Origin of the sequence: Streptomyces sediminimaris, assembly GCF_047049295.1 — a bacterium.
Classification (GTDB): Bacteria; Actinomycetota; Actinomycetes; order Streptomycetales; family Streptomycetaceae; genus Streptomyces; species Streptomyces sediminimaris.
The window spans coordinates 4960402-4978667 of the sequence record NZ_JBJWOT010000001.1; the positions used below are offsets into that span (position 1 = coordinate 4960402).

Annotated in this window: 19 protein-coding genes; 14 read left to right on the forward strand and 5 right to left on the reverse strand. The window is 70.1% G+C overall.

From position 1 onward, the window contains the following. Positions 1 to 7: 7 nt before the first annotated feature. The gene (locus ACJ9NR_RS23120; protein WP_412494244.1) at positions 8 to 460 is read left to right on the forward strand and encodes an imidazolonepropionase-like domain-containing protein; all 453 of its coding nucleotides are present in this window, start codon (positions 8 to 10) and stop codon (positions 458 to 460) included. A gap of 10 nt (positions 461 to 470) precedes the next feature. Here ACJ9NR_RS23120 and ACJ9NR_RS23125 read toward each other — a convergent pair whose 3' ends face one another. Further along, complete coding sequence (locus ACJ9NR_RS23125) at positions 471 to 1493, reverse strand: chitinase (protein WP_412494245.1); 1023 nt, start codon at positions 1491 to 1493, stop codon at positions 471 to 473. Positions 1494 to 1956: 463 nt separating this feature from the next. On the opposite strand from ACJ9NR_RS23125, the gene ACJ9NR_RS23130 reads away from it, so the two are divergent. Further along, a complete protein-coding gene (locus ACJ9NR_RS23130; RefSeq protein WP_412494246.1) occupies positions 1957 to 2652 on the forward strand; it encodes a demethylmenaquinone methyltransferase in 696 nt (231 codons plus the stop codon). Here ACJ9NR_RS23130 and ACJ9NR_RS23135 read toward each other — a convergent pair. Together ACJ9NR_RS23135 and ACJ9NR_RS23140 are read right to left on the reverse strand one after the other, a co-directional pair. After that, complete coding sequence (locus ACJ9NR_RS23135) at positions 2639 to 2947, reverse strand: PASTA domain-containing protein (RefSeq protein ID WP_412494247.1); 309 nt, start codon at positions 2945 to 2947, stop codon at positions 2639 to 2641. The two genes, ACJ9NR_RS23130 and ACJ9NR_RS23135, sit on opposite strands and share 14 nt — an antisense overlap. A 110-nt stretch (positions 2948 to 3057) precedes the next feature. Then, complete coding sequence (locus tag ACJ9NR_RS23140) at positions 3058 to 3582, reverse strand: GNAT family N-acetyltransferase (protein WP_412494248.1); 525 nt, start codon at positions 3580 to 3582, stop codon at positions 3058 to 3060. A gap of 98 nt (positions 3583 to 3680) precedes the next feature. Here ACJ9NR_RS23140 and ACJ9NR_RS23145 point away from each other — a divergent pair, with 98 nt between their 5' ends. Then, a complete protein-coding gene (locus tag ACJ9NR_RS23145) occupies positions 3681 to 4973 on the forward strand; it encodes a geranylgeranyl reductase family protein (RefSeq protein ID WP_412494249.1) in 1293 nt (430 codons plus the stop codon). A 1-nt stretch (position 4974) separates the two neighbouring features. Here ACJ9NR_RS23145 and def read toward each other — a convergent pair whose 3' ends face one another. Both def and ACJ9NR_RS23155 read right to left on the reverse strand, forming a co-directional pair. Further along, positions 4975 to 5601: a peptide deformylase gene (gene def, locus ACJ9NR_RS23150; RefSeq protein ID WP_412494250.1), complete on the reverse strand. Its 627-nt coding sequence runs from the start codon at positions 5599 to 5601 to the stop codon at positions 4975 to 4977. Positions 5602 to 5836: 235 nt separating this feature from the next. Next, positions 5837 to 6646 (reverse strand): C40 family peptidase, encoded by an 810-nt coding sequence (locus ACJ9NR_RS23155; protein WP_412494251.1) that lies wholly within the window; start codon positions 6644 to 6646, stop codon positions 5837 to 5839. A gap of 767 nt (positions 6647 to 7413) precedes the next feature. Between ACJ9NR_RS23155 and ACJ9NR_RS23160 the strand changes: the two genes are divergently transcribed. From ACJ9NR_RS23160 to nuoK, 11 genes are read left to right on the forward strand one after another with little or no spacing between them, the layout of a single operon-like run. Further along, positions 7414 to 7773 carry an NADH-quinone oxidoreductase subunit A gene (locus tag ACJ9NR_RS23160; protein ID WP_003992243.1) on the forward strand — a complete coding sequence of 120 codons (360 nt, stop codon included), beginning with the start codon at positions 7414 to 7416 and terminating at the stop codon, positions 7771 to 7773. A 14-nt stretch (positions 7774 to 7787) separates the two neighbouring features. Beyond that, a complete protein-coding gene (locus ACJ9NR_RS23165) occupies positions 7788 to 8342 on the forward strand; it encodes a NuoB/complex I 20 kDa subunit family protein (RefSeq protein ID WP_055635348.1) in 555 nt (184 codons plus the stop codon). Next, positions 8339 to 9088: an NADH-quinone oxidoreductase subunit C gene (locus ACJ9NR_RS23170; protein WP_412494252.1), complete on the forward strand. Its 750-nt coding sequence runs from the start codon at positions 8339 to 8341 to the stop codon at positions 9086 to 9088. Before ACJ9NR_RS23165 ends, ACJ9NR_RS23170 begins: the two co-directional genes overlap by 4 nt. After that, the gene (locus ACJ9NR_RS23175; protein ID WP_412494253.1) at positions 9085 to 10407 is read left to right on the forward strand and encodes an NADH-quinone oxidoreductase subunit D; all 1323 of its coding nucleotides are present in this window, start codon (positions 9085 to 9087) and stop codon (positions 10405 to 10407) included. Before ACJ9NR_RS23170 ends, ACJ9NR_RS23175 begins: the two co-directional genes overlap by 4 nt. Further along, positions 10404 to 11273: an NADH-quinone oxidoreductase subunit NuoE gene (nuoE, locus tag ACJ9NR_RS23180; protein ID WP_412494254.1), complete on the forward strand. Its 870-nt coding sequence runs from the start codon at positions 10404 to 10406 to the stop codon at positions 11271 to 11273. The genes ACJ9NR_RS23175 and nuoE overlap by 4 nt, the downstream gene beginning before the upstream one ends. Continuing rightward, positions 11270 to 12619: an NADH-quinone oxidoreductase subunit NuoF gene (gene nuoF / locus ACJ9NR_RS23185; protein ID WP_412494255.1), complete on the forward strand. Its 1350-nt coding sequence runs from the start codon at positions 11270 to 11272 to the stop codon at positions 12617 to 12619. Before nuoE ends, nuoF begins: the two co-directional genes overlap by 4 nt. After that, positions 12616 to 15120: an NADH-quinone oxidoreductase subunit G gene (locus tag ACJ9NR_RS23190; RefSeq protein ID WP_412494256.1), complete on the forward strand. Its 2505-nt coding sequence runs from the start codon at positions 12616 to 12618 to the stop codon at positions 15118 to 15120. The genes nuoF and ACJ9NR_RS23190 overlap by 4 nt, the downstream gene beginning before the upstream one ends. Next, positions 15117 to 16481: an NADH-quinone oxidoreductase subunit NuoH gene (nuoH, locus tag ACJ9NR_RS23195; RefSeq protein WP_412494257.1), complete on the forward strand. Its 1365-nt coding sequence runs from the start codon at positions 15117 to 15119 to the stop codon at positions 16479 to 16481. The genes ACJ9NR_RS23190 and nuoH overlap by 4 nt, the downstream gene beginning before the upstream one ends. After that, positions 16474 to 17124, forward strand: coding sequence for an NADH-quinone oxidoreductase subunit NuoI (gene nuoI / locus ACJ9NR_RS23200; protein ID WP_412494258.1), 651 nt, complete (start codon positions 16474 to 16476; stop codon positions 17122 to 17124). Before nuoH ends, nuoI begins: the two co-directional genes overlap by 8 nt. Further along, positions 17121 to 17960 (forward strand): NADH-quinone oxidoreductase subunit J, encoded by an 840-nt coding sequence (locus tag ACJ9NR_RS23205; RefSeq protein ID WP_412494259.1) that lies wholly within the window; start codon positions 17121 to 17123, stop codon positions 17958 to 17960. Before nuoI ends, ACJ9NR_RS23205 begins: the two co-directional genes overlap by 4 nt. Further along, the gene (gene nuoK / locus ACJ9NR_RS23210; RefSeq protein ID WP_412494260.1) at positions 17957 to 18256 is read left to right on the forward strand and encodes an NADH-quinone oxidoreductase subunit NuoK; all 300 of its coding nucleotides are present in this window, start codon (positions 17957 to 17959) and stop codon (positions 18254 to 18256) included. Before ACJ9NR_RS23205 ends, nuoK begins: the two co-directional genes overlap by 4 nt. Positions 18257 to 18266: the final 10 nt, after the last annotated feature.

An 18266-nucleotide genomic window follows, 5' to 3' on the forward strand; every position in this document is an offset into this window, starting at 1 on the left:
CCTGCCCGTGCTGACGGTTCACGCGGCGGACGAGGTCCGCCACGGCTGGGCGGACGGCGCGCCGGCGGTGCGGGACGGCGCCGTCGCCGTCGACGGCGGCCGGATCGCCGCCGTCGGCACGCTGGCGGAGGTCCGCGAGCGGTTCCCCGGCGCCCGGGTGCGGCGCTGGCCCGGTGTGCTCGGGCCGGCCCGCGTCCACGAGGGACCGCTCCCCGACGCCCCGTCCCCGCGCGAACGCGTCCACGCCGTGCTCAAGCTCGGCGCGGCGGCCGTCCTGGAGGCCCATGCCGGCTCGCCCGGACTCCGCGCGGCGGCCGAGCGCAACGACGTGCTCGTGCTCGGGCAGTGGCGGGCGGCGACGCTCGCGCCCGGCGGCCGGGCCGACCTCGCCGTAGTCGACGAAACGGGCGCGTGCGTGGCGACGGTGTGCGCCGGGCGGCTGGTGCACCGGCGCCGCTGAGCAGGGCGGCTCAGCCCGCGAACGCCCTCCCGAACTCGCCCGGACTCTGCTCGACCCCGCTGCAGTCGGTCGCCGCGTCGTCCCGCGCCGGCTTCCCGGCCTCGCACTGCTGGTCCCGGAAGGTCGCCCACATCGACACCCACGCCATCGCCTTCTGCCGCGCGAACGTCCGCACCTGCGCCGCGTCGGACAGGGTGAACGTCTCGCCGGCGATGTCGTTCACGCCGATCATCGAGGTGAGCGCCATGCCCTGCCAGGCGCCCGCGTCGGACAGGCCGAAGACCTTCTTCAGCTGCGCGTGGGCCGCCTTCGCCGAGGTGAGCGCGTAGTCACCCATGTCGCCGGTGTAGGACTCGCCGTAGTTCATGGTCATGAGATCGACCGTGGCGACCCGGACGTCGTAGGTGTTCGCGGACTCCAGCAGCGCCAGGCCGCCGGAGTCCAGCCCGGACGGCATGACCGGCAGCGTGAAGGAGACCTCCAGGCCGCCGCGCTCCTTCTGCAGCAGCGCGATCGCCTGCGAGCGCCGGGCGACCGAGTCGGCGTCGGTCAGCCCGGCGCCCTCGATGTCGAAGTCGGCGCGGGTGGCGCCGGCCGCGTCCAGCGCCTTGCCGTACGCCGCCGCCAGCGCGGAGGCGCTGTCGCAGGTCGACGCCAGCTCCTTGCCCGAGGCGCCGCCGAAGGAGACGCGTACGGAGCCGCCGGTCCCGCGCAGCCGAGCGATCCGGGACGTCACCGCCGGGTCGGTGAGGGCCTTCTCGCCGTTCCACTTCGGTGTGCAGCCGCTGCCGTCCGCGGTCACGAAGGCGAGGTTGTACGTCGAGGGCGAGCCGCTGGAGTCGGTCCCGGAGGCGTCCGTGGCGCTCACGTAGGGGGCGTACGACGTGCCGGACGGTGCGGGGGCCGACGCGGCGGCGGACTCCCGGGACCTCGACGGGGCGTCCGTGCTCCCGCCCGAGCCCGCGGAACAGCCCGCGGCGGCCAGGGCGAACAGACACGTGAGCCCGGCCGCCGGCTTCCGGAACCCCGGCATTCGTATGCACCCGCTCTCGTGATTTCTGTCTCAGGCTCGAAACAAGGGCTCATTCAAAAAGGCAACGTCTCACACGGTTCGCGCAGGCGTTCACGCTATTCCACAGGCGGGAGACAGCCCAAGGCGTTTCTCATATGTGCCTCACAAGAAGGCCGAACCCGGTCACATAAAGACTCCCTGACGTCCGGAGAATGCATTCCGAGCCTGCCAACGAAAACCGTGCGACTGGATCCTCGGCTTCGCCCACCGCGACGGCGTGCTGCGGCGGACGGGGCCGGCGCCGGTCGTCGTCCTCCCGCTCGCGGCACCCGGCCACGGCGGCTGGTACGCCTTCTCGCACCAGGCCGACTCCGGCACCCAAGACCTGGACGGGAACCCGCTCGCCCAGGTCTTGGGCGGAGGACGTGGCCGCGGGCAAGAAGCCCCGGCTCGTTCCGGGCGGGTGGGCTGCAACAATGGCGGGGTGACCCGCGCTTCCCTGAACAAGCAGCCGCACGAAGTCGCCTCGATGTTCGACGACGTGGCGCAACGGTACGACCTGACCAACGACGTGCTGTCGCTCGGCCAGGACCGGGTGTGGCGCAGGGAGGTGGCGAGGGCGGTCGACGCGCGGCCGGCCCAGAAGGTCCTGGACCTCGCGGCCGGTACGGCGACCTCCTCGCTGCCGTTCGCCCGCACCGGCGCGTACGTCGTCCCGTGCGACTTCTCGCTCGGCATGCTCCAGGTCGGCAAGCAGCGGCACCCCTGGCTGCCGCTGACCGCGGGCGACGCGACCAGGCTGCCGTTCCGTGACGACGTCTTCGACGCCGTCACGATCTCCTTCGGGCTGCGCAACGTGCAGGACTTCGACGCGGCCCTGCGCGAGATGCACCGGGTGACCCGGCCCGGTGGCCGGGTGGTGATCTGCGAGTTCTCCCACCCGACCTGGGCGCCCTTCCGCACCGTCTACACCGAGTACCTGATGCGCGCCCTCCCGCCGGTCGCCCGGACGGTCTCCTCCAACCCCGACGCCTACGTCTACCTCGCCGAGTCCATCCGCGCCTGGCCCGACCAGCCCGCGCTGGCCGAGCGGCTGCGGAGGGCCGGCTGGTCGAAGGTGGCGTGGCGCAACCTCACGGGCGGCGTGGTCGCCCTGCACCGCGGGTTCAAGCGGAGCTGACCACGTAGGGGTCGCCCGGCTCGTCGAGCTCGCGCTGGAGCCCGCCGGCCGGCGGCCCGGGGAGGCGCGGCTCGCGCACTCCGCCGCCGCCCTCTCCCTCGCCGAAGTCGAACCACACGTAGACCACGGAGTCCCGGGGCACCTCGGCGCCCGGCTGCGGGTACTGCCGTACGACGTACTCGACGACGGTCTGGTGGAAGTCGGGCCGGTCCGGTGCGTTCAGGAAGAGGCCGGTCGCCTCGGCCGTCCTGCGCGCGTCCATGGCCATGAGTCCGACAAGCCGTGGTACGCGCACTTCGGGCGTTTTGGGTGTTATGCGCACAGATGTCACCCCCAGCGGTACTGGCAGAGTAACCGCAAGGGGGTGCCGCCCGGAAGCGCCGGGTGTCTTTCTGTAGCAGTCGGTTACTCGCCGTGACCGCCGCGGAGGTCGAGCGCGAAGCAGAGCGCGTCCTCCTGGAGCCGCGGGTGCGGATATGTCTCCCTCAGCTCCATGCCGAGACGCTTCGCGACCGCTATGGACCGTTCGTTCCCGGGTCTGATCATCGCCACCACGCTCGGCAGCCCGGCCGCCCTCAGCCGCTCCAGCGTCATCCGCGCGGCCGCGCCGGCGTAGCCCTTGCCCCAGAACTCCCGCCCGAGCCGCCACCCGATCTCCGTCTCGCCCACCGGGCCCCAGTCCTGCGGCCACGGCTGGGCGCCGGTGAAGCCGACGACCCGCCCGGCGCCGTCGACCATGGTCCACAGGCAGTAGCCCAGCTCGGCGTCGTGCCGGCGCTGGCGGGCGGTGAGCTCCTCGTAGACGGACAGCTCCGCGGACGTGCCGCCGTGGAACTCCATGACCTCCGGGTCGTCGAAGACGCGGTGCCAGGCGATCGCGTCCTCGTCCGTGGGGACGCGCAGCCGTACGACGGGGAGAGCTCGGTTCACGGGGGCAGCCCTTCAGCCGGGTGATCAGTGCTGCTGAATAGACTGCCTCTGTCCCGTGCCGTCCGGCACAGAGATTTCGAAGTTGGGGAGATCCCGCCGTGACCGTCGCGACCGAGCCGCTCTCCGAGAACACCGCCGATGTGATCGTCGTGGGCGCGGGGCCGGCCGGCTCCACGACCGCCTACCACCTCGCCAAGTCGGGCCTCGACGTCCTGCTGCTGGAGAAGACCGAGTTCCCGCGGGAGAAGGTCTGCGGCGACGGCCTCACCCCGCGCGCGGTCAAGCAGCTCGTGGCCATGGGCATCGACATCTCCGAGGAGGCCGGCTGGCTGCGCAACAAGGGGCTGCGCATCATCGGCGGCGGCAGCCGCCTCCAGCTCGACTGGCCGGATCTCGCCTCCTTCCCCGACTACGGCCTCGTCCGCAAGCGCGACGACTTCGACGAGCAGCTCGCCCGTCAGGCCCAGAAGGCGGGCGCGCGGCTGTACGAGCGCTGCAACGTCGGCGCCCCGATCGTCGACGACCGCACCGGCCGCATCACCGGCGTCCACGCCAAGCTCGGCGACGACAAGCGCCAGGTCACCTTCCACGCGCCGCTGGTCGTCGCCGCCGACGGCAACTCCACGCGGCTGTCGCTGGCGATGGGCCTGCACCGCCGCGAGGACCGCCCGATGGGCGTGGCCGTACGGACGTACTTCGAGTCGCCCCGCCACGACGACGACTACCTGGAGTCCTGGCTGGAGCTGTGGGACCGCCGTGGCCCCCAGGACCGGCTGCTGCCCGGCTACGGCTGGATCTTCGGCATGGGCGACGGCACGTCGAACGTCGGCCTCGGCGTCCTGAACACCTCGGCCTCCTTCAAGGACCTGGACTGGCGCGAGGTCCTGAAGGCCTGGTGCGCCTCCATGCCCGAGGACTGGGGCTACACGCCCGAGAACATGACGGGCCCGATCCGCGGTGCCGCCCTGCCCATGGCCTTCAACCGCCAGCCCCACTACACCAGGGGCCTGCTGCTGGTCGGCGACGCCGGCGGCCTGGTGAACCCCTTCAACGGCGAGGGCATCGCCTACGCCATGGAGTCCGGCCAGATCGCCGCCGACGTCATCGTCCAGGCGCACGCCCGCCCGACGCCCTCGGGCCGCGAACTGGCGCTGCGCAGCTACCCGCGCATCCTGAAGGACACCTACGGCGGCTACTACACGCTGGGCCGCGCCTTCGTGAAGCTCATCGGCAACCCGAAGGTCATGAAGGTCGCGACCCAGCGGGGCCTGACCCACCCGATGCTGATGAAGTTCACCCTGAAGCTGCTGGCGAACCTGACCGACCCCACCGGCGGCGACGCGATGGACCGGATCATCAACGGGCTGAGCAAGGTGGCACCGAAGGCGTGAATCAGCCCTTCAGGGCCACCACGTTCGCGGCCCGGCGGGCGAACACCTCGTCACGCCGGTCCGCGGCCTGCCGCAGCGCGTCCATGCGCTCGCGCCCGGAGAGCCGGTCCAGATAGACCCGGCCGTCGCAGTGGTCGGTCTCGTGCTCCAGACAGCGGGCGAAGTACCCGGTGCCCTCGACGACGAGCGGCCGCCCGTCCTTGTCGAGGCCGCGCACCACGGCCCGGTCCGGACGCGCCACGTCCATCAGGGCCCCCGGCACCGACAGACATCCCTCGCCCTCGTCCAGCAGCCGGCGCCCGGCGGGGGAGAGGGCGTCGAGGACCGGGTTGACGACATGCCCGACATGCCGGACTCCGTCGTCGTCCGCGCAGTCGTAGACGAACAGCCGCAGACCGACACCGACTTGGTTCGCCGCGAGCCCGGCGCCCTCGGCCACGTACATCGTCAGGAACATGTCGTCGATGAGCGCGGCGAGATCGGGCCCGAACTCGGTGACGTCCCGGCACGGCTTGTGCAGCACCTCCTCGCCGACCTCGGTGATGCGCCGCACCGACCCGCGACGGGCCTCGGGCGCCAGCGGCGGATACGACTCGACGGGCCTGCCTTGCACGAACACGCTGGGCATGTGTGTCTCCTCTGTGGCTGTGACGATGCCGCCGGCGGGTGCACGGGGTTCCGGCCCGCGGAACCTCCCCCTGCCCTGCGGCCTTCATGACAACAGATCACACAGAGCCGGGCCCCGCGAACGGATCGGTGAGGTCCGTCGCGGCTGAGCCCGGGTCAAGTCGGGTGAAACGGACGGAAGGACCGCAGCTCCCGAGCGGCTGCGGTCCTTCCGTGGGTTCGTGTCGTGGCGGGCGTCAGAGCACCCGCACCGCGCCGGTCGGCGGGTCGTAGGAGAGCGGCTTCTCGACGACGCCGCTGGAGGGGTTCTGCGCGCCGACGAACATGCCGTCGCCGACGTACACCGCCACGTGGTACGCGCTGCCCGCGCCGCCCCAGTACAGGATGTCGCCGGCCTGCAGGTTGCTCAGCGAGACCTGGGTGCCGGCCGTCGACTGGTCCTGCGAGACGCGCGGCAGGTCGACGCCGACCTGCTTGAAGGCGGCCTGCACCAGGCCGGAGCAGTCCCACGAGTTGGGGCCGGTGCCGCCGGAGACGTACGCGTCACCGACCTGGGCCTTCACGAAGGCGATGACCGCCGCGGCCGAACCGGTGGCCGTGGAGGAGCTGGTGGCGGTCGTGGAGCTCGCGGAGGCGGCCAGGGTGGTGCGCTGCGTGCTGCGCGAGGCGCGCTCGGCAGCGGCCCTGCGAGCGGCCTCCGCGGCCGCCTTCTTCTTGGCCTCGGCCTTCTTCTTGGCTGCCGCGAGGTCCGACTTGGCCTGCTTGGCGGCCTTTGCGGCGGCCGCGTCACGCTCGGCCTGCAGCTGGTAGTTCGCGGCCGCCTGCTGCGTGGCGTCCGCGGACTGGGCGACCTGAGAGGCCAGATCGGCCGTCAGGGTGGGCAGTTCGAGGGTCTGGGTCACCGGCTCGGCGGCGCTCGCCGAAGCCGACGCACCCGCCGCTGCCATGCTGAGGACGCCACCGGTCACACCGACGCGCATCGCGAGCGACGTCGTCGCGGTGCGGCGGGGTTTCCGGTGGCTGCGTATGTGAGCGGTGTGGGACATGAGAACAACCGGTATCAGGGGCTCCTCCATACCTTCAAGGAACGTGTGGTGCGCCACAGTTGTTCAACCGACGCCCCGAAACCCGCTGCCGGCGGCCCTTATTGACGCCGTAACGGACATTGCGGACGCGACCCATTGCCCCCGTGATCACGGTCTTTCATCGTTACGCCCGAATTGCCCCGCACCTACCATCGGTTGGGACAGTTGGCCAAGCCCCGTTCTCATGCGCCTCTCATGTGTGTGGCGGAGGTCACGCAACGGTCACGCCGGAGCGTGCGTCCCGCGCGTAGATCACGACGGGATTGCGCCCGGGTCACGACCGGGCTCCGGCTCGTGAACGCGCGCACGCGTCCACACCGCACCGCACGCCTCCCCCTGATGTGTGAACGGCGCCTTTATCAAGGCAACTCGTCCACCGCGAATTTGCATGCAAGCGAAGCATCTTGATATTGAGACGCCCCCTCCGAGCTGCGGGGACTAGCGGAAATGTCACCTCTGGTGACCCCTCGGATGCTTCACGTATGAAGATCACCACTCATCCGACTTCATGATCCTTCGTCAGGTGGTGGAGATCACAAAGCTTGTGCAATACCCCGTGTCGCAGATCACAGAGCCTCGGGCATAAGATGCGAGGCAGTTGGGCTTGTGACCTGCTTCACATGTTCTCGATCTTCGTCGAGACGGACGGGGTGAGAGGGGCGTATGAGGTGGGTGTGAGTCCGGCGCCAACGCCAGCAGTCAGTGCCGACTGAGAGGAGCGAGGAGCGGTGAACGCGTATGCGCCCATCCTCGTACTGGGAGCCCTCGGGGCAGGCTTTGCGATCTTCTCCGTGGTCATGGCCACGCTGATCGGTCCGAAGCGTTACAACCGGGCCAAGCTCGAGGCCTACGAGTGCGGCATCGAGCCGACCCCCACGCCGGCCGGCGGCGGGCGTTTCCCCATCAAGTACTACCTGACGGCGATGCTCTTCATCGTCTTCGACATCGAGATCGTCTTCCTCTACCCCTGGGCCGTCACCTTCGACGCCCTGGGGATTTTCGGGCTCGTGGAGATGCTGCTCTTCGTGCTCACCGTCTTCGTCGCGTACGCGTACGTATGGCGGCGCGGCGGCCTGGAATGGGACTGAGGGGCCTTTAGGACATGGGACTCGAAGAAAAGCTGCCGAGCGGATTTCTGCTGACCACCGTCGAGCAGGCCGCGGGCTGGGTGCGCAAGGCGTCCGTCTTCCCGGCCACCTTCGGCCTCGCCTGCTGTGCCATCGAGATGATGACCACCGGCGCCGGGCGCTACGACCTGGCCCGCTTCGGCATGGAGGTCTTCCGCGGCTCGCCCCGTCAGGCGGACCTCATGATCGTGGCCGGCCGGGTGAGCCAGAAGATGGCACCGGTGCTGCGCCAGGTCTACGACCAGATGCCGAACCCCAAGTGGGTGATCTCCATGGGGGTCTGCGCCTCCTCGGGCGGCATGTTCAACAACTACGCGATCGTCCAGGGCGTCGACCACATCGTCCCCGTCGACATCTATCTGCCCGGCTGCCCGCCGCGGCCCGAGATGCTGATGGACGCCATCCTCAAGCTGCACCACAAGATCCAGAACTCCAAGCTCGGCGTGAACGCCGAGGAGGCGGCCCGCGAGGCGGAGGAAGCGGCGCTCAAGGCCCTGCCCACGATCGAGATGAAGGGGCTGCTGCGGTGAGCGACGCGAACGGCACGGGCACCAACGGGGCCAACCCCGAGAAGGACCTCGGTGCCTCCAATCTCCCCGGCCGGCGTGGCGCGGGCGGCGAGGAGATCCGCGTCCAGCGCGGCATGTTCGGCGCCGAGAACGGCGGCGACACCTCCGGCTACGGCGGCCTGGTCCGCTCGATCCGCCTGCCGGGACCCGCGGCCCGCCCCTACGGCGGCTGGTTCGACGAGGTCGCCGACGAACTCGAGGGCGCCCTGGAGGAACAGGGGCTGCTGCCCGACAACGCGATCGAGAAGACGGTCGTCGACCGCGGGGAACTCACCTTCCACATCGAGCGCGAGCACCTGCTGCGCGTCGCGCGGACGCTGCGCGACGACCCGGCCCTGCGCTTCGAACTGTGCACCGGCGTCAGCGGCGTGCACTACCTGCACGACAAGGGCCGCGAACTGCACGCCGTCTACCACCTGCGCTCGATCACCCACAACCGGCTGATCCGGCTCGAGGTGAGCGCCCCCGACAGCGACCCGAGGATCCCGTCGCTGGTCTCCGTGTATCCGACCAACGACTGGCACGAGCGCGAGACCTACGACTTCTTCGGCATCGTCTTCGACGGTCACCCGGCCCTGACCCGGATCATGATGCCGGACGACTGGCAGGGCCACCCGCAGCGCAAGGACTACCCCCTCGGCGGCATTCCCGTCGAGTACAAGGGCGCCCAGATCCCGGCTCCGGACCAGCGGAGGTCGTACTCGTGAGCACGCAGTCAGCATCCGCCCGCGAGACCACCGAGGGCACCGTATACACGGTCACCGGTGGCGACTGGGACGAGGTCGTCCAGTCCGCGGCCCGCGCCGACGACGAGCGCATCGTCGTCAACATGGGTCCCCAGCACCCGTCCACCCACGGCGTGCTCCGGCTCATCCTGGAGATCGAGGGCGAGACGGTGACCGAGGCCCGCTGCGGCATCGGCTACCTCCACACGGGCATCGAGAAGAACCTCGAGTTCCGCACGTGGACGCAGGGCACCACGTTCGTGACGCGCATGGACTACCTGACGTCCTTCTTCAACGAGACCGCCTACTGTCTCGCCGTTGAGAAGCTCCTCGGCATCGAGGACCAGATCACCGAGCGCGCCAAGATCATCCGGGTGCTCCTGATGGAGCTGAACCGGCTCTCCTCCCACCTGGTGTGCATCGCCACCGGCGGCATGGAGCTCGGCGCCACCACGATCATGATCTACGGATTCCGTGATCGTGAAATGATTCTCGACATCTACGAGCTCATCACGGGCCTGAGGATGAACCACGCGTACATCCGCCCCGGCGGACTCGCCCAGGACCTGCCGCCCGGCGCGGTGGACCACATCCGCGAGTTCGTGAAGAAGATGAAGAAGAACCTCCCGGAGTACGACAAGCTCGCCACCGGGAACCCCATCTTCAAGGCCCGTATGCAGGACGTCGGCTATCTCGACCTGGCCGGCTGCATGGCGCTCGGCGCCACCGGCCCGATCCTGCGCTCCACCGGCCTGCCGCACGACCTGCGCAAGACACAGCCGTACTGCGGTTACGAGACGTACGACTTCGAGGTCCCGACCGCCGACACCTGCGACTCCTACGGGCGCTTCCTGATCCGCCTGGAGGAGATGCGCCAGTCCCTCGGGATCGTCGAGCAGTGCCTGGACCGGCTCCAGCCCGGCCCGGTCATGGTCGCCGACAAGAAGATCGCCTGGCCCGCCCAGCTCGCCCTGGGACCCGACGGGCTCGGCAACTCCCTCGACCACATCAAGAAGATCATGGGCACTTCCATGGAGGCCCTGATCCATCACTTCAAGCTGGTCACCGAGGGCTTCCGCGTCCCGCCGGGACAGGCGTACGCGGCCGTCGAGTCGCCCAAGGGCGAACTCGGGGTGCACGCCGTGTCCGACGGCGGCACCCGCCCCTTCCGGGTCCACTTCCGCGACCCGTCCTTCACCAACCTGCAGGCCATGGCGGCGATGTGCGAGGGCGGCCAGGTCGCCGACGTCATCGTCGCCGTCGCGTCCATCGACCCCGTGATGGGAGGCGTCGACCGGTGACCACCAGTTCTTCGGAGCGGGGCGTCAGCCTGGGCATGCCCGAACTGCCCGCGCCCGCCTACCCGGACGAGGTCCGGACCCGGCTCGAGGCGGACGCGCGCGAGATCATCGCCCGCTACCCGGACTCCCGGTCGGCGCTCCTGCCGCTGCTGCACCTCGTGCAGTCGGAGGAGGGCCATGTCACGCGCACCGGGATGCAGTTCTGCGCGGACCTGCTGGACCTGACCACGGCCGAGGTCACCGCCGTCGCCACCTTCTACACCATGTACCGGCGCAAGCCGTCCGGCGACTACCAGGTGGGCGTCTGCACCAACACGCTGTGCGCGGTGATGGGCGGTGACGCGATCTTCGAGGAGCTCCAGGAGCACCTCGGCGTCGGCAACGGCGAGACCACCGGCGACGGCAAGGTCACCCTGGAGCACATCGAGTGCAACGCGGCCTGCGACTTCGCGCCGGTGGTGATGGTCAACTGGGAGTTCTTCGACAACCAGACCCCGGCCAGTGCCAAGCGCCTCGTCGACGACCTGCGCGCGGGGCGGGACGTCGAGCCCACGCGCGGGGCGCGCCTGTGCACCTTCAAGGAGACCGCGCGGATGCTGGCCGGCTTCCCCGACGAGCGGCCCGGGGCCGTCGAGGAGAGCGGCAGCGCGGGACCGGCGTCGCTGGTGGGCCTCCGCCTGGCCAAGGGAGAGACCGCACCCGCGCGCGTGGTCCATCCGCGCGACGGCGGACCGCACGACGAGCAGGGCGCCGCCGTGCACGAACCGTCGCCGACCGAGCACCTCAGCTCGCACGACGCGCCGCAGGAGACGTCGGCCTCCGACCCGGCCCACCCGGCCGGGCCCACCGCCGAGGAGGGGGAGTGATGACCTTGGCAGCCGAACTCAAAGACACCAGCCCCGAGAAGCTGCTCGCGCCCGTGCTGTCGGCCTTCTGGGACGAGGACAGGTCCTGGACGCTGGACGTCTACAAAAGGCACGAGGGGTACGAGGGGCTCCGCAAGGCGCTCGCGATGTCACCGGACGACCTGATCGCGTACGTCAAGGACTCCGGGCTGCGCGGCCGCGGCGGCGCGGGATTCCCGACGGGAATGAAATGGCAGTTCATTCCGCAGGGAGACGGAAAGCCGCACTATCTTGTTGTCAACGCCGACGAGTCGGAGCCGGGGACCTGCAAGGACATCCCGCTCCTCTTCTCGAACCCGCACAGCCTCATCGAGGGCATCGTCATCGCGTGTTACGCCATCAGGTCGTCGCACGCCTTCATCTATCTCCGGGGTGAGGTCGTCCCCGTCCTGCGGCGGTTGCACGAGGCCGTGCGCGAGGCCCACGAGGCCGGCTACCTCGGCGAGAACATCCTGGGCAGCGGCCTGAACCTGGACGTCACCGTGCACGCGGGCGCGGGCGCGTACATCTGCGGTGAGGAGACCGCACTGCTCGACTCGCTCGAAGGCCGCCGGGGTCAACCGCGGCTGCGTCCTCCTTTCCCCGCCGTGGCGGGCCTCTACGCGTGCCCGACTGTTGTGAACAACGTCGAGTCGATCGCGTCGGTTCCCGCAATCCTGAACCGGGGCAAGGAATGGTTCCGGTCGATGGGCAGCGAGAAGTCCCCGGGCTTCACGCTCTACTCGCTCAGCGGCCATGTCGCGAGCCCCGGCCAGTACGAGGCCCCGCTCGGCATCACGCTCCGCCAGCTGCTCGACATGAGCGGCGGCATGCGGCCGGGCCACCGCCTGAAGTTCTGGACGCCGGGCGGCTCCTCCACGCCGCTGCTCACCGACGAGCACCTCGACGTCCCTCTCGACTACGAGGCAGTGGGCGCCGCCGGCTCCATGCTCGGCACCAAGGCCCTGCAGTGCTTCGACGAGACGACCTGCGTCGTGCGCGCCGTCACCCGCTGGTCCGAGTTCTACGCCCACGAGTCCTGCGGCAAGTGCACGCCCTGCCGCGAAGGCACGTACTGGCTCGTGCAGTTGATGCGCGACCTCGAGGCCGGCAAGGGCAAGATGTCCGACCTCGACAAGCTCAACGACATCGCGGACAACATCAACGGCAGGGCTTTCTGCGCGCTCGGCGACGGTGCCGCCTCGCCGATCTTCTCCTCGCTGAAGTACTTCCGCGAGGAGTACGAGCAGCACATCACGGGCCGCGGCTGCCCCTTCGACCCGGCCAAGTCGACGGCCTGGGCCGACCGCACGGAGGTGAACGCATGACTGTGACCACCAGCGCTCCCTCGGGCGGGGGAGAGGCGGCGGTCCCGCCGGAGGATCTCGTGACGCTGACGATCGACGGCGCCGAGATCAGCGTGCCCAAGGGCACCCTGGTCATCCGGGCCGCCGAGCAGATCGGTATCGAGATCCCCCGCTTCTGCGACCACCCCCTCCTCGACCCGGTCGGCGCCTGCCGCCAGTGCCTCGTCGAGGTCGAGGGCCAGCGCAAGCCGATGGCGTCCTGCACCATCACGTGCACCGACGGCATGGTCGTGAAGACGCAGCTGACCTCGCCGGTCGCCGAGAAGGCCCAGCACGGTGTGATGGAGTTCCTCCTCATCAACCACCCGCTGGACTGCCCGGTCTGCGACAAGGGCGGCGAGTGCCCGCTGCAGAACCAGTCCATGGCGCACGGCACCGCCGAGTCCCGCTTCGACGGGACGAAGCGGACGTACGAGAAGCCGATCCCGATCTCCACGCAGGTGCTGCTAGACCGCGAGCGGTGCGTGCTGTGCGCCCGCTGCACCCGCTTCTCCAACCAGGTCGCGGGCGACCCGATCATCGAGATGCTGGAGCGGGGCGCCCTGCAGCAGGTGGGCATCGGCAAGGGCGACCCCTTCGAGTCCTACTTCTCCGGCAACACCATCCAGATCTGCCCGGTCGGCGCGCTGACCTCGGCGGCGTACCGATTCCGCTCCCGCCCGTTCGACCTGGTCTCCTCGCCGGGCGTGTGCGAGCACTGCTCCGGTGGCTGCGCCACCCGCACCGACCACCGGCGCGGCAAGGTCATGCGCCGGCTCGCGGCCAACGACCCCGAGGTCAACGAGGAATGGCTCTGCGACAAGGGGCGCTTCGCCTTCCGGTACGCACAGCAGCGCGACCGGCTCGACACGCCGCTGGTGCGCAACGCCGAGGGCGAGCTGGAGCCCGCCTCCTGGCCGGACGCGCTGCGGATCGCCGCGCAGGGCCTGCTCGCCTCGCGCGGCCGGACCGGTGTCCTGACCGGCGGCCGGCTGACCGTCGAGGACGCCTACGCGTACAGCAAGTTCGCGCGCGTGGCGCTCGACACCAACGACATCGACTTCCGCGCGCGCGTGCACACCGGCGAGGAGGCCGACTTCCTGGCGGCGCGGATCGCCGGACGCGGCCGTGACCTCGACGGTACGGGCGTCACGTACACCTCCCTGGAGAAGGCACCGGCCGTCCTGCTGGTCGGGTTCGAGGCGGAGGAGGAGGCGCCCGGAGTCTTCCTGAAGCTGCGCAAGGCCTGGCGCAAGCACGGGCAGAAGGTGTTCTCGCTCGCCACGTACGCCACCCGTGGTCTGGAGAAGGCCGGCGGCACCCTGCTGGCCGCGGCCCCCGGCACCGAGACCGAGTGGCTGGACGCCCTCGCGAGCGGGGTCGGCCTGGAGGGCGACGGCGCGAGGGCCGCGGAGGCGCTGCGCGCCGAGGGCGCGGTGATCGTCGTCGGTGAACGGCTGGCCGCCGTCGCGGGCGGGCTCACCGCCGCCGTACGGGCCGCCTCCGCGACCGGCGCCCGGCTGGCGTGGATCCCGCGGCGGGCCGGAGAGCGCGGCGCCCTCGAGGTCGGCGCGCTGCCGTCGCTGCTGCCGGGCGGACGCCCGGCGACCGACCCGCGCGCGCGGGAAGAGGTGGCCGCCGCCTGGGGCCTGGCCGAACTCCCGCACCGCTACGGCCGCGACACCGGCCAGATCCTCGAGGCCGCGGCCGGCGGCGAGCTGCAGGCGCTCGTGGTCGCGGGCGTCGAGGTCGCCGATCTGCCCGACCCGGCCCGCGCGCGTGAAGCCCTTCACGAGGCCGGCTTCGTGCTGTCGCTGGAGCTGCGGCCCAGCGAGGTGAGCGAACTCGCGGACGTGGTGCTGCCCGTCGCCGCGGTCGCCGAGAAGGCCGGCACGTTCCTCAACTGGGAGGGCCGGGTGCGCTCCTTCGACGCCGCGCTCAAGCCGGAGCAGATGACCCGCCGTCTCGCGCCCACCGACGCGCGCGTGCTGCAGATGCTGGCCGACGCCATGGACGTCCACCTGGGGCTGCCCGATCTGCGCACCGTGCGCGCGGAGATCGACCGGCTCGGCGCCTGGGACGGACCGCGGGCCACCGGACCCCTGGAGAGCGGGGGCGTCCTGCCCCGGCCCGCCGCCGGGGAGGCCGTGCTCTCGGGCCACCGCCTCCTGCTCGACCAGGGACTCCTCCAGCAGGGCGACGAGGCGCTCACCGGCACCCGGCACGCCGCCCACGCGCGCGTGTCGGCCGCGACCGCCGCCGAGGCGGGCGTCGAGGAAGGCGACCTCCTCCGCGTGACCGGTCCCTCGGGATCGGTGGAGCTGCCGCTGGAGATCACGGAGATGCCCGACCGCGTGGTCTGGCTCCCGCTGAACTCCGCCGGCGCGGGCGTCGCCTCCGACACCGGGGCGCTGCCCGGCGCTCTCGTCCGTATCGGCCCGGCGACGCTCGTCGGCGAGGCCCCGAAGGAGGTGGAGGCATGAGCCCGTACCTCGCCGCTGCAGACCTCTCGATGTTCGGCCGCGACCCCTGGTGGCTGGTCGTCGTCAAGGCCGTCTTCTGCTTCGCCTTCCTGATGGTGACCGTGCTGTTCTCCATCGTCTGGGAGCGCAAGGTCGTCGCCTGGATGCAGCTGCGCATCGGCCCCAACCGGCACGGCCCCTGGGGCATGCTCCAGTCGCTCGCCGACGGCGTGAAGCTGATGCTCAAGGAAGACCTCATCGTCAAGCGCGCGGACAAGGTGGTCTACGTCCTCGCACCGATCGTCGCGGCCATCCCGGCCTTCATGGCGATCGCGGTGATCCCCTTCGGCCCGGCCGACAACGAGATCTCGGTCTTCGGCCACCGCACCACGATGCAGCTGACCGACCTGCCGATCGCGATGCTCTACATCCTCGCGGTCGCCTCGGTCGGCATCTACGGCATCGTGCTGGCGGGCTGGAGCTCCGGATCGACGTACCCGCTGCTGGGCGGCCTGCGCTCGTGCGCGCAGATGATCTCCTACGAGATCGCGATGGGCGCCGCCTTCGCCTCGGTGTTCCTCTACTCGGGGTCGATGTCGACGTCGACGATCGTCGAGCAGCAGCACGACCGCTGGTACATCCTGCTGCTGCCGGTCTCCTTCATCCTCTACATCGTCACCATGGTCGGCGAGACCAACCGCGCCCCGTTCGACATGCCGGAGTCCGAGGGCGACCTGGTCGGCGGCTTCAACACCGAGTACTCGTCGATCAAGTTCGCGATGTTCATGCTCGCCGAGTACGTGAACATGGTGACGGTCTCGGCCGTGTCGAGCACGCTCTTCCTCGGCGGCTGGCGCGCCCCCTGGCCGATCAGCACCTTCTGGGAGGGCGCCAACCACGGCTGGTGGCCGCTGCTGTGGTTCACGATCAAGGTGCAGCTGCTGCTGTTCTTCTTCATCTGGCTGCGCGGCACGCTCCCGCGGGTCCGCTACGACCAGCTGATGAAGCTCGGCTGGAAGGTCCTCATCCCGGTCTCCGTGGTCTGGCTGATGCTGGTCGCGACCGTCCGGGCGCTCAGGAACGAGAATTACGACTTCGCCGACATCGCCCTGTACATCGGCGGCGGCGTCCTCGCCCTGCTGCTGTTGTCCTTCGTCGTCGACATGTTCCGCGAGAAGCACAGGGCGGCCGAGCAGCCGGTCGCCGAACCGGCCGGCTTCGACGCCATGGCCGGTGGATTCCCCGTGCCCCCGCTTCCCGGACAGGAGCTCCCGCCGGTGCCCAGGCGCAGCCCGCGCCGGGAGCGGGAGCTGATTGTCAGTGGCGGGCCGGATACTGCCAGTGACGGATCTTCGGATGGAAAGGAGGCGTCCGATGGCTGAGGAGCCCAAGGAGACCGAGCAGTTGAAGCCCGGCTTCATGAACCCCGTCGCAGGCTTCGGCGTGACCTTCAAGGCCATGTTCAAGAAGCGGCTGACCGAGCAGTACCCGGAGCAGCACAAGACCACCGCCCCCCGGTTCCACGGACGGCACCAGCTCAACCGCCATCCGGACGGCCTCGAGAAGTGCGTCGGCTGCGAGCTGTGCGCCTGGGCCTGCCCCGCCGACGCGATCTACGTGGAGGGCGCGGACAACACGGACGAGGAGCGCTACTCGCCGGGCGAGCGGTACGGCCGCGTCTACCAGATCAACTACGCCCGTTGCATCCTGTGCGGCCTGTGCATCGAGGCGTGCCCCACGCGCGCGCTGACGATGACCAACGACTTCGAGCTCGCCGACTCCAGCCGCGCCAACCTCATCTACACCAAGGAACAGCTGCTCGCGGGCCTCGAAGAGGGCATGGTCGACAGCCCGCACGCCATCTACCCGGGGATGGACGAGCACGACTACTACCGGGGACTCGTCACCGAGGCCGCGCCCGGCACGGAGCGCCAGGTGGCCCTCTCCAAGGGCGAGGTGGTCCAGGAGGCATCCTCCACCTTCGGTGAGGCCGAGCCGGCGTCGGAGAAGGTGATCGGCCGATGACAGCACAGCTCGCCGCCTACTCCACCTCCACCGGAGAGGCCTTCCAGTTCTGGGTCCTCGGCACCGTCGCCGTGCTCGGCGCCCTGTCCACGGTCTTCATGAAGAAGGCCGTGCACAGCGCGCTCTCGCTCGCCGGCACCATGATCATCCTGGCGGTGTTCTACCTCGCCAACGGCGCCTACTTCCTGGGCATCGTGCAGATCGTCGTCTACACCGGCGCGATCATGATGCTGTTCCTGTTCGTGGTGATGCTGGTCGGCGTGACCGCGGCGGACTCCCTGAGGGAGACCATCAAGGGCCAGCGCTGGCTGGCCCTTCTCTGCGGCCTGGGCTTCGGCGTCCTGCTGCTCGCCGGGATCGGCAACGCGTCGCTGAAGGACTTCGACGGCCTCTCCCAGGCGAACGCGAACGGCAATGTGGAGGGCCTCGCGGCCCTCATCTTCACCAAGTACGTCTTCGCCTTCGAGATCACCGGCGCCCTGCTGATCACGGCGGCGGTGGGCGCCATGGTGCTCACCCACCGCGAGCGCACCGAGCGCGCCAAGACCCAGCGCGAGCTGTCGGAGCAGCGCGTCCGCGAGGGCAAGCACGTGCCGCCGCTGCCGGCGCCGGGCGTGTACGCGCGGCACAACGCGGTGGACATCGCCGGCCTGCTGCCCGACGGCACCCCGTCCGAGCTCACCGTCAGCAAGACGCTGCGCGAGCGCGGCCAGATCCGGGACGTGTCGGCCGAGGCGCTCAACGACCTCAGGGCACTGGAGCAGCGCGCGCAGGAGCGCCTGGAGCGCACCGAGATCGAACCGGCCACCTTCAAGCGGGAGGAGGCGTCGAAGTGAACCCGGTCAACTACCTGTACCTCTCGGCCCTGTTGTTCACGATCGGCGCCACCGGCGTGCTGATCCGGCGCAACGCGATCGTCGTGTTCATGTGCATCGAGCTGATGCTGAACGCCTGCAACCTCTCGTTCGTCACCTTCTCCCGGATGCACGGCAACCTCGACGGCCAGATCATCGCGTTCTTCACGATGGTCGTCGCCGCGGCGGAGGTCGTGGTCGGACTCGCGATCATCGTGTCCCTGTTCCGTTCCCGCCACTCGGCCTCGGTCGACGACGCCAGCCTGATGAAGCTCTGAGGGGTCGGAA

Bases quoted from the DNA above. Each gene is read 5' to 3' on its own strand.
- ACJ9NR_RS23125 (WP_412494245.1), bottom strand. From the start codon at position 1,493: ATGCCGGGGTTCCGGAAGCCGGCGGCCGGGCTCACGTGTCTGTTCGCC.
- def (WP_412494250.1), bottom strand. From the start codon at position 5,601: ATGCCCAGCGTGTTCGTGCAAGGCAGGCCCGTCGAGTCGTATCCGCCG.
- ACJ9NR_RS23155 (WP_412494251.1), bottom strand. From the start codon at position 6,646: ATGTCCCACACCGCTCACATACGCAGCCACCGGAAACCCCGCCGCACC.
- ACJ9NR_RS23165 (WP_055635348.1), top strand. From the start codon at position 7,788: ATGGGACTCGAAGAAAAGCTGCCGAGCGGATTTCTGCTGACCACCGTC.
- ACJ9NR_RS23190 (WP_412494256.1), top strand. From the start codon at position 12,616: ATGACTGTGACCACCAGCGCTCCCTCGGGCGGGGGAGAGGCGGCGGTC.
- nuoH (WP_412494257.1), top strand. From the start codon at position 15,117: ATGAGCCCGTACCTCGCCGCTGCAGACCTCTCGATGTTCGGCCGCGAC.
- nuoI (WP_412494258.1), top strand. From the start codon at position 16,474: ATGGCTGAGGAGCCCAAGGAGACCGAGCAGTTGAAGCCCGGCTTCATG.
- ACJ9NR_RS23205 (WP_412494259.1), top strand. From the start codon at position 17,121: ATGACAGCACAGCTCGCCGCCTACTCCACCTCCACCGGAGAGGCCTTC.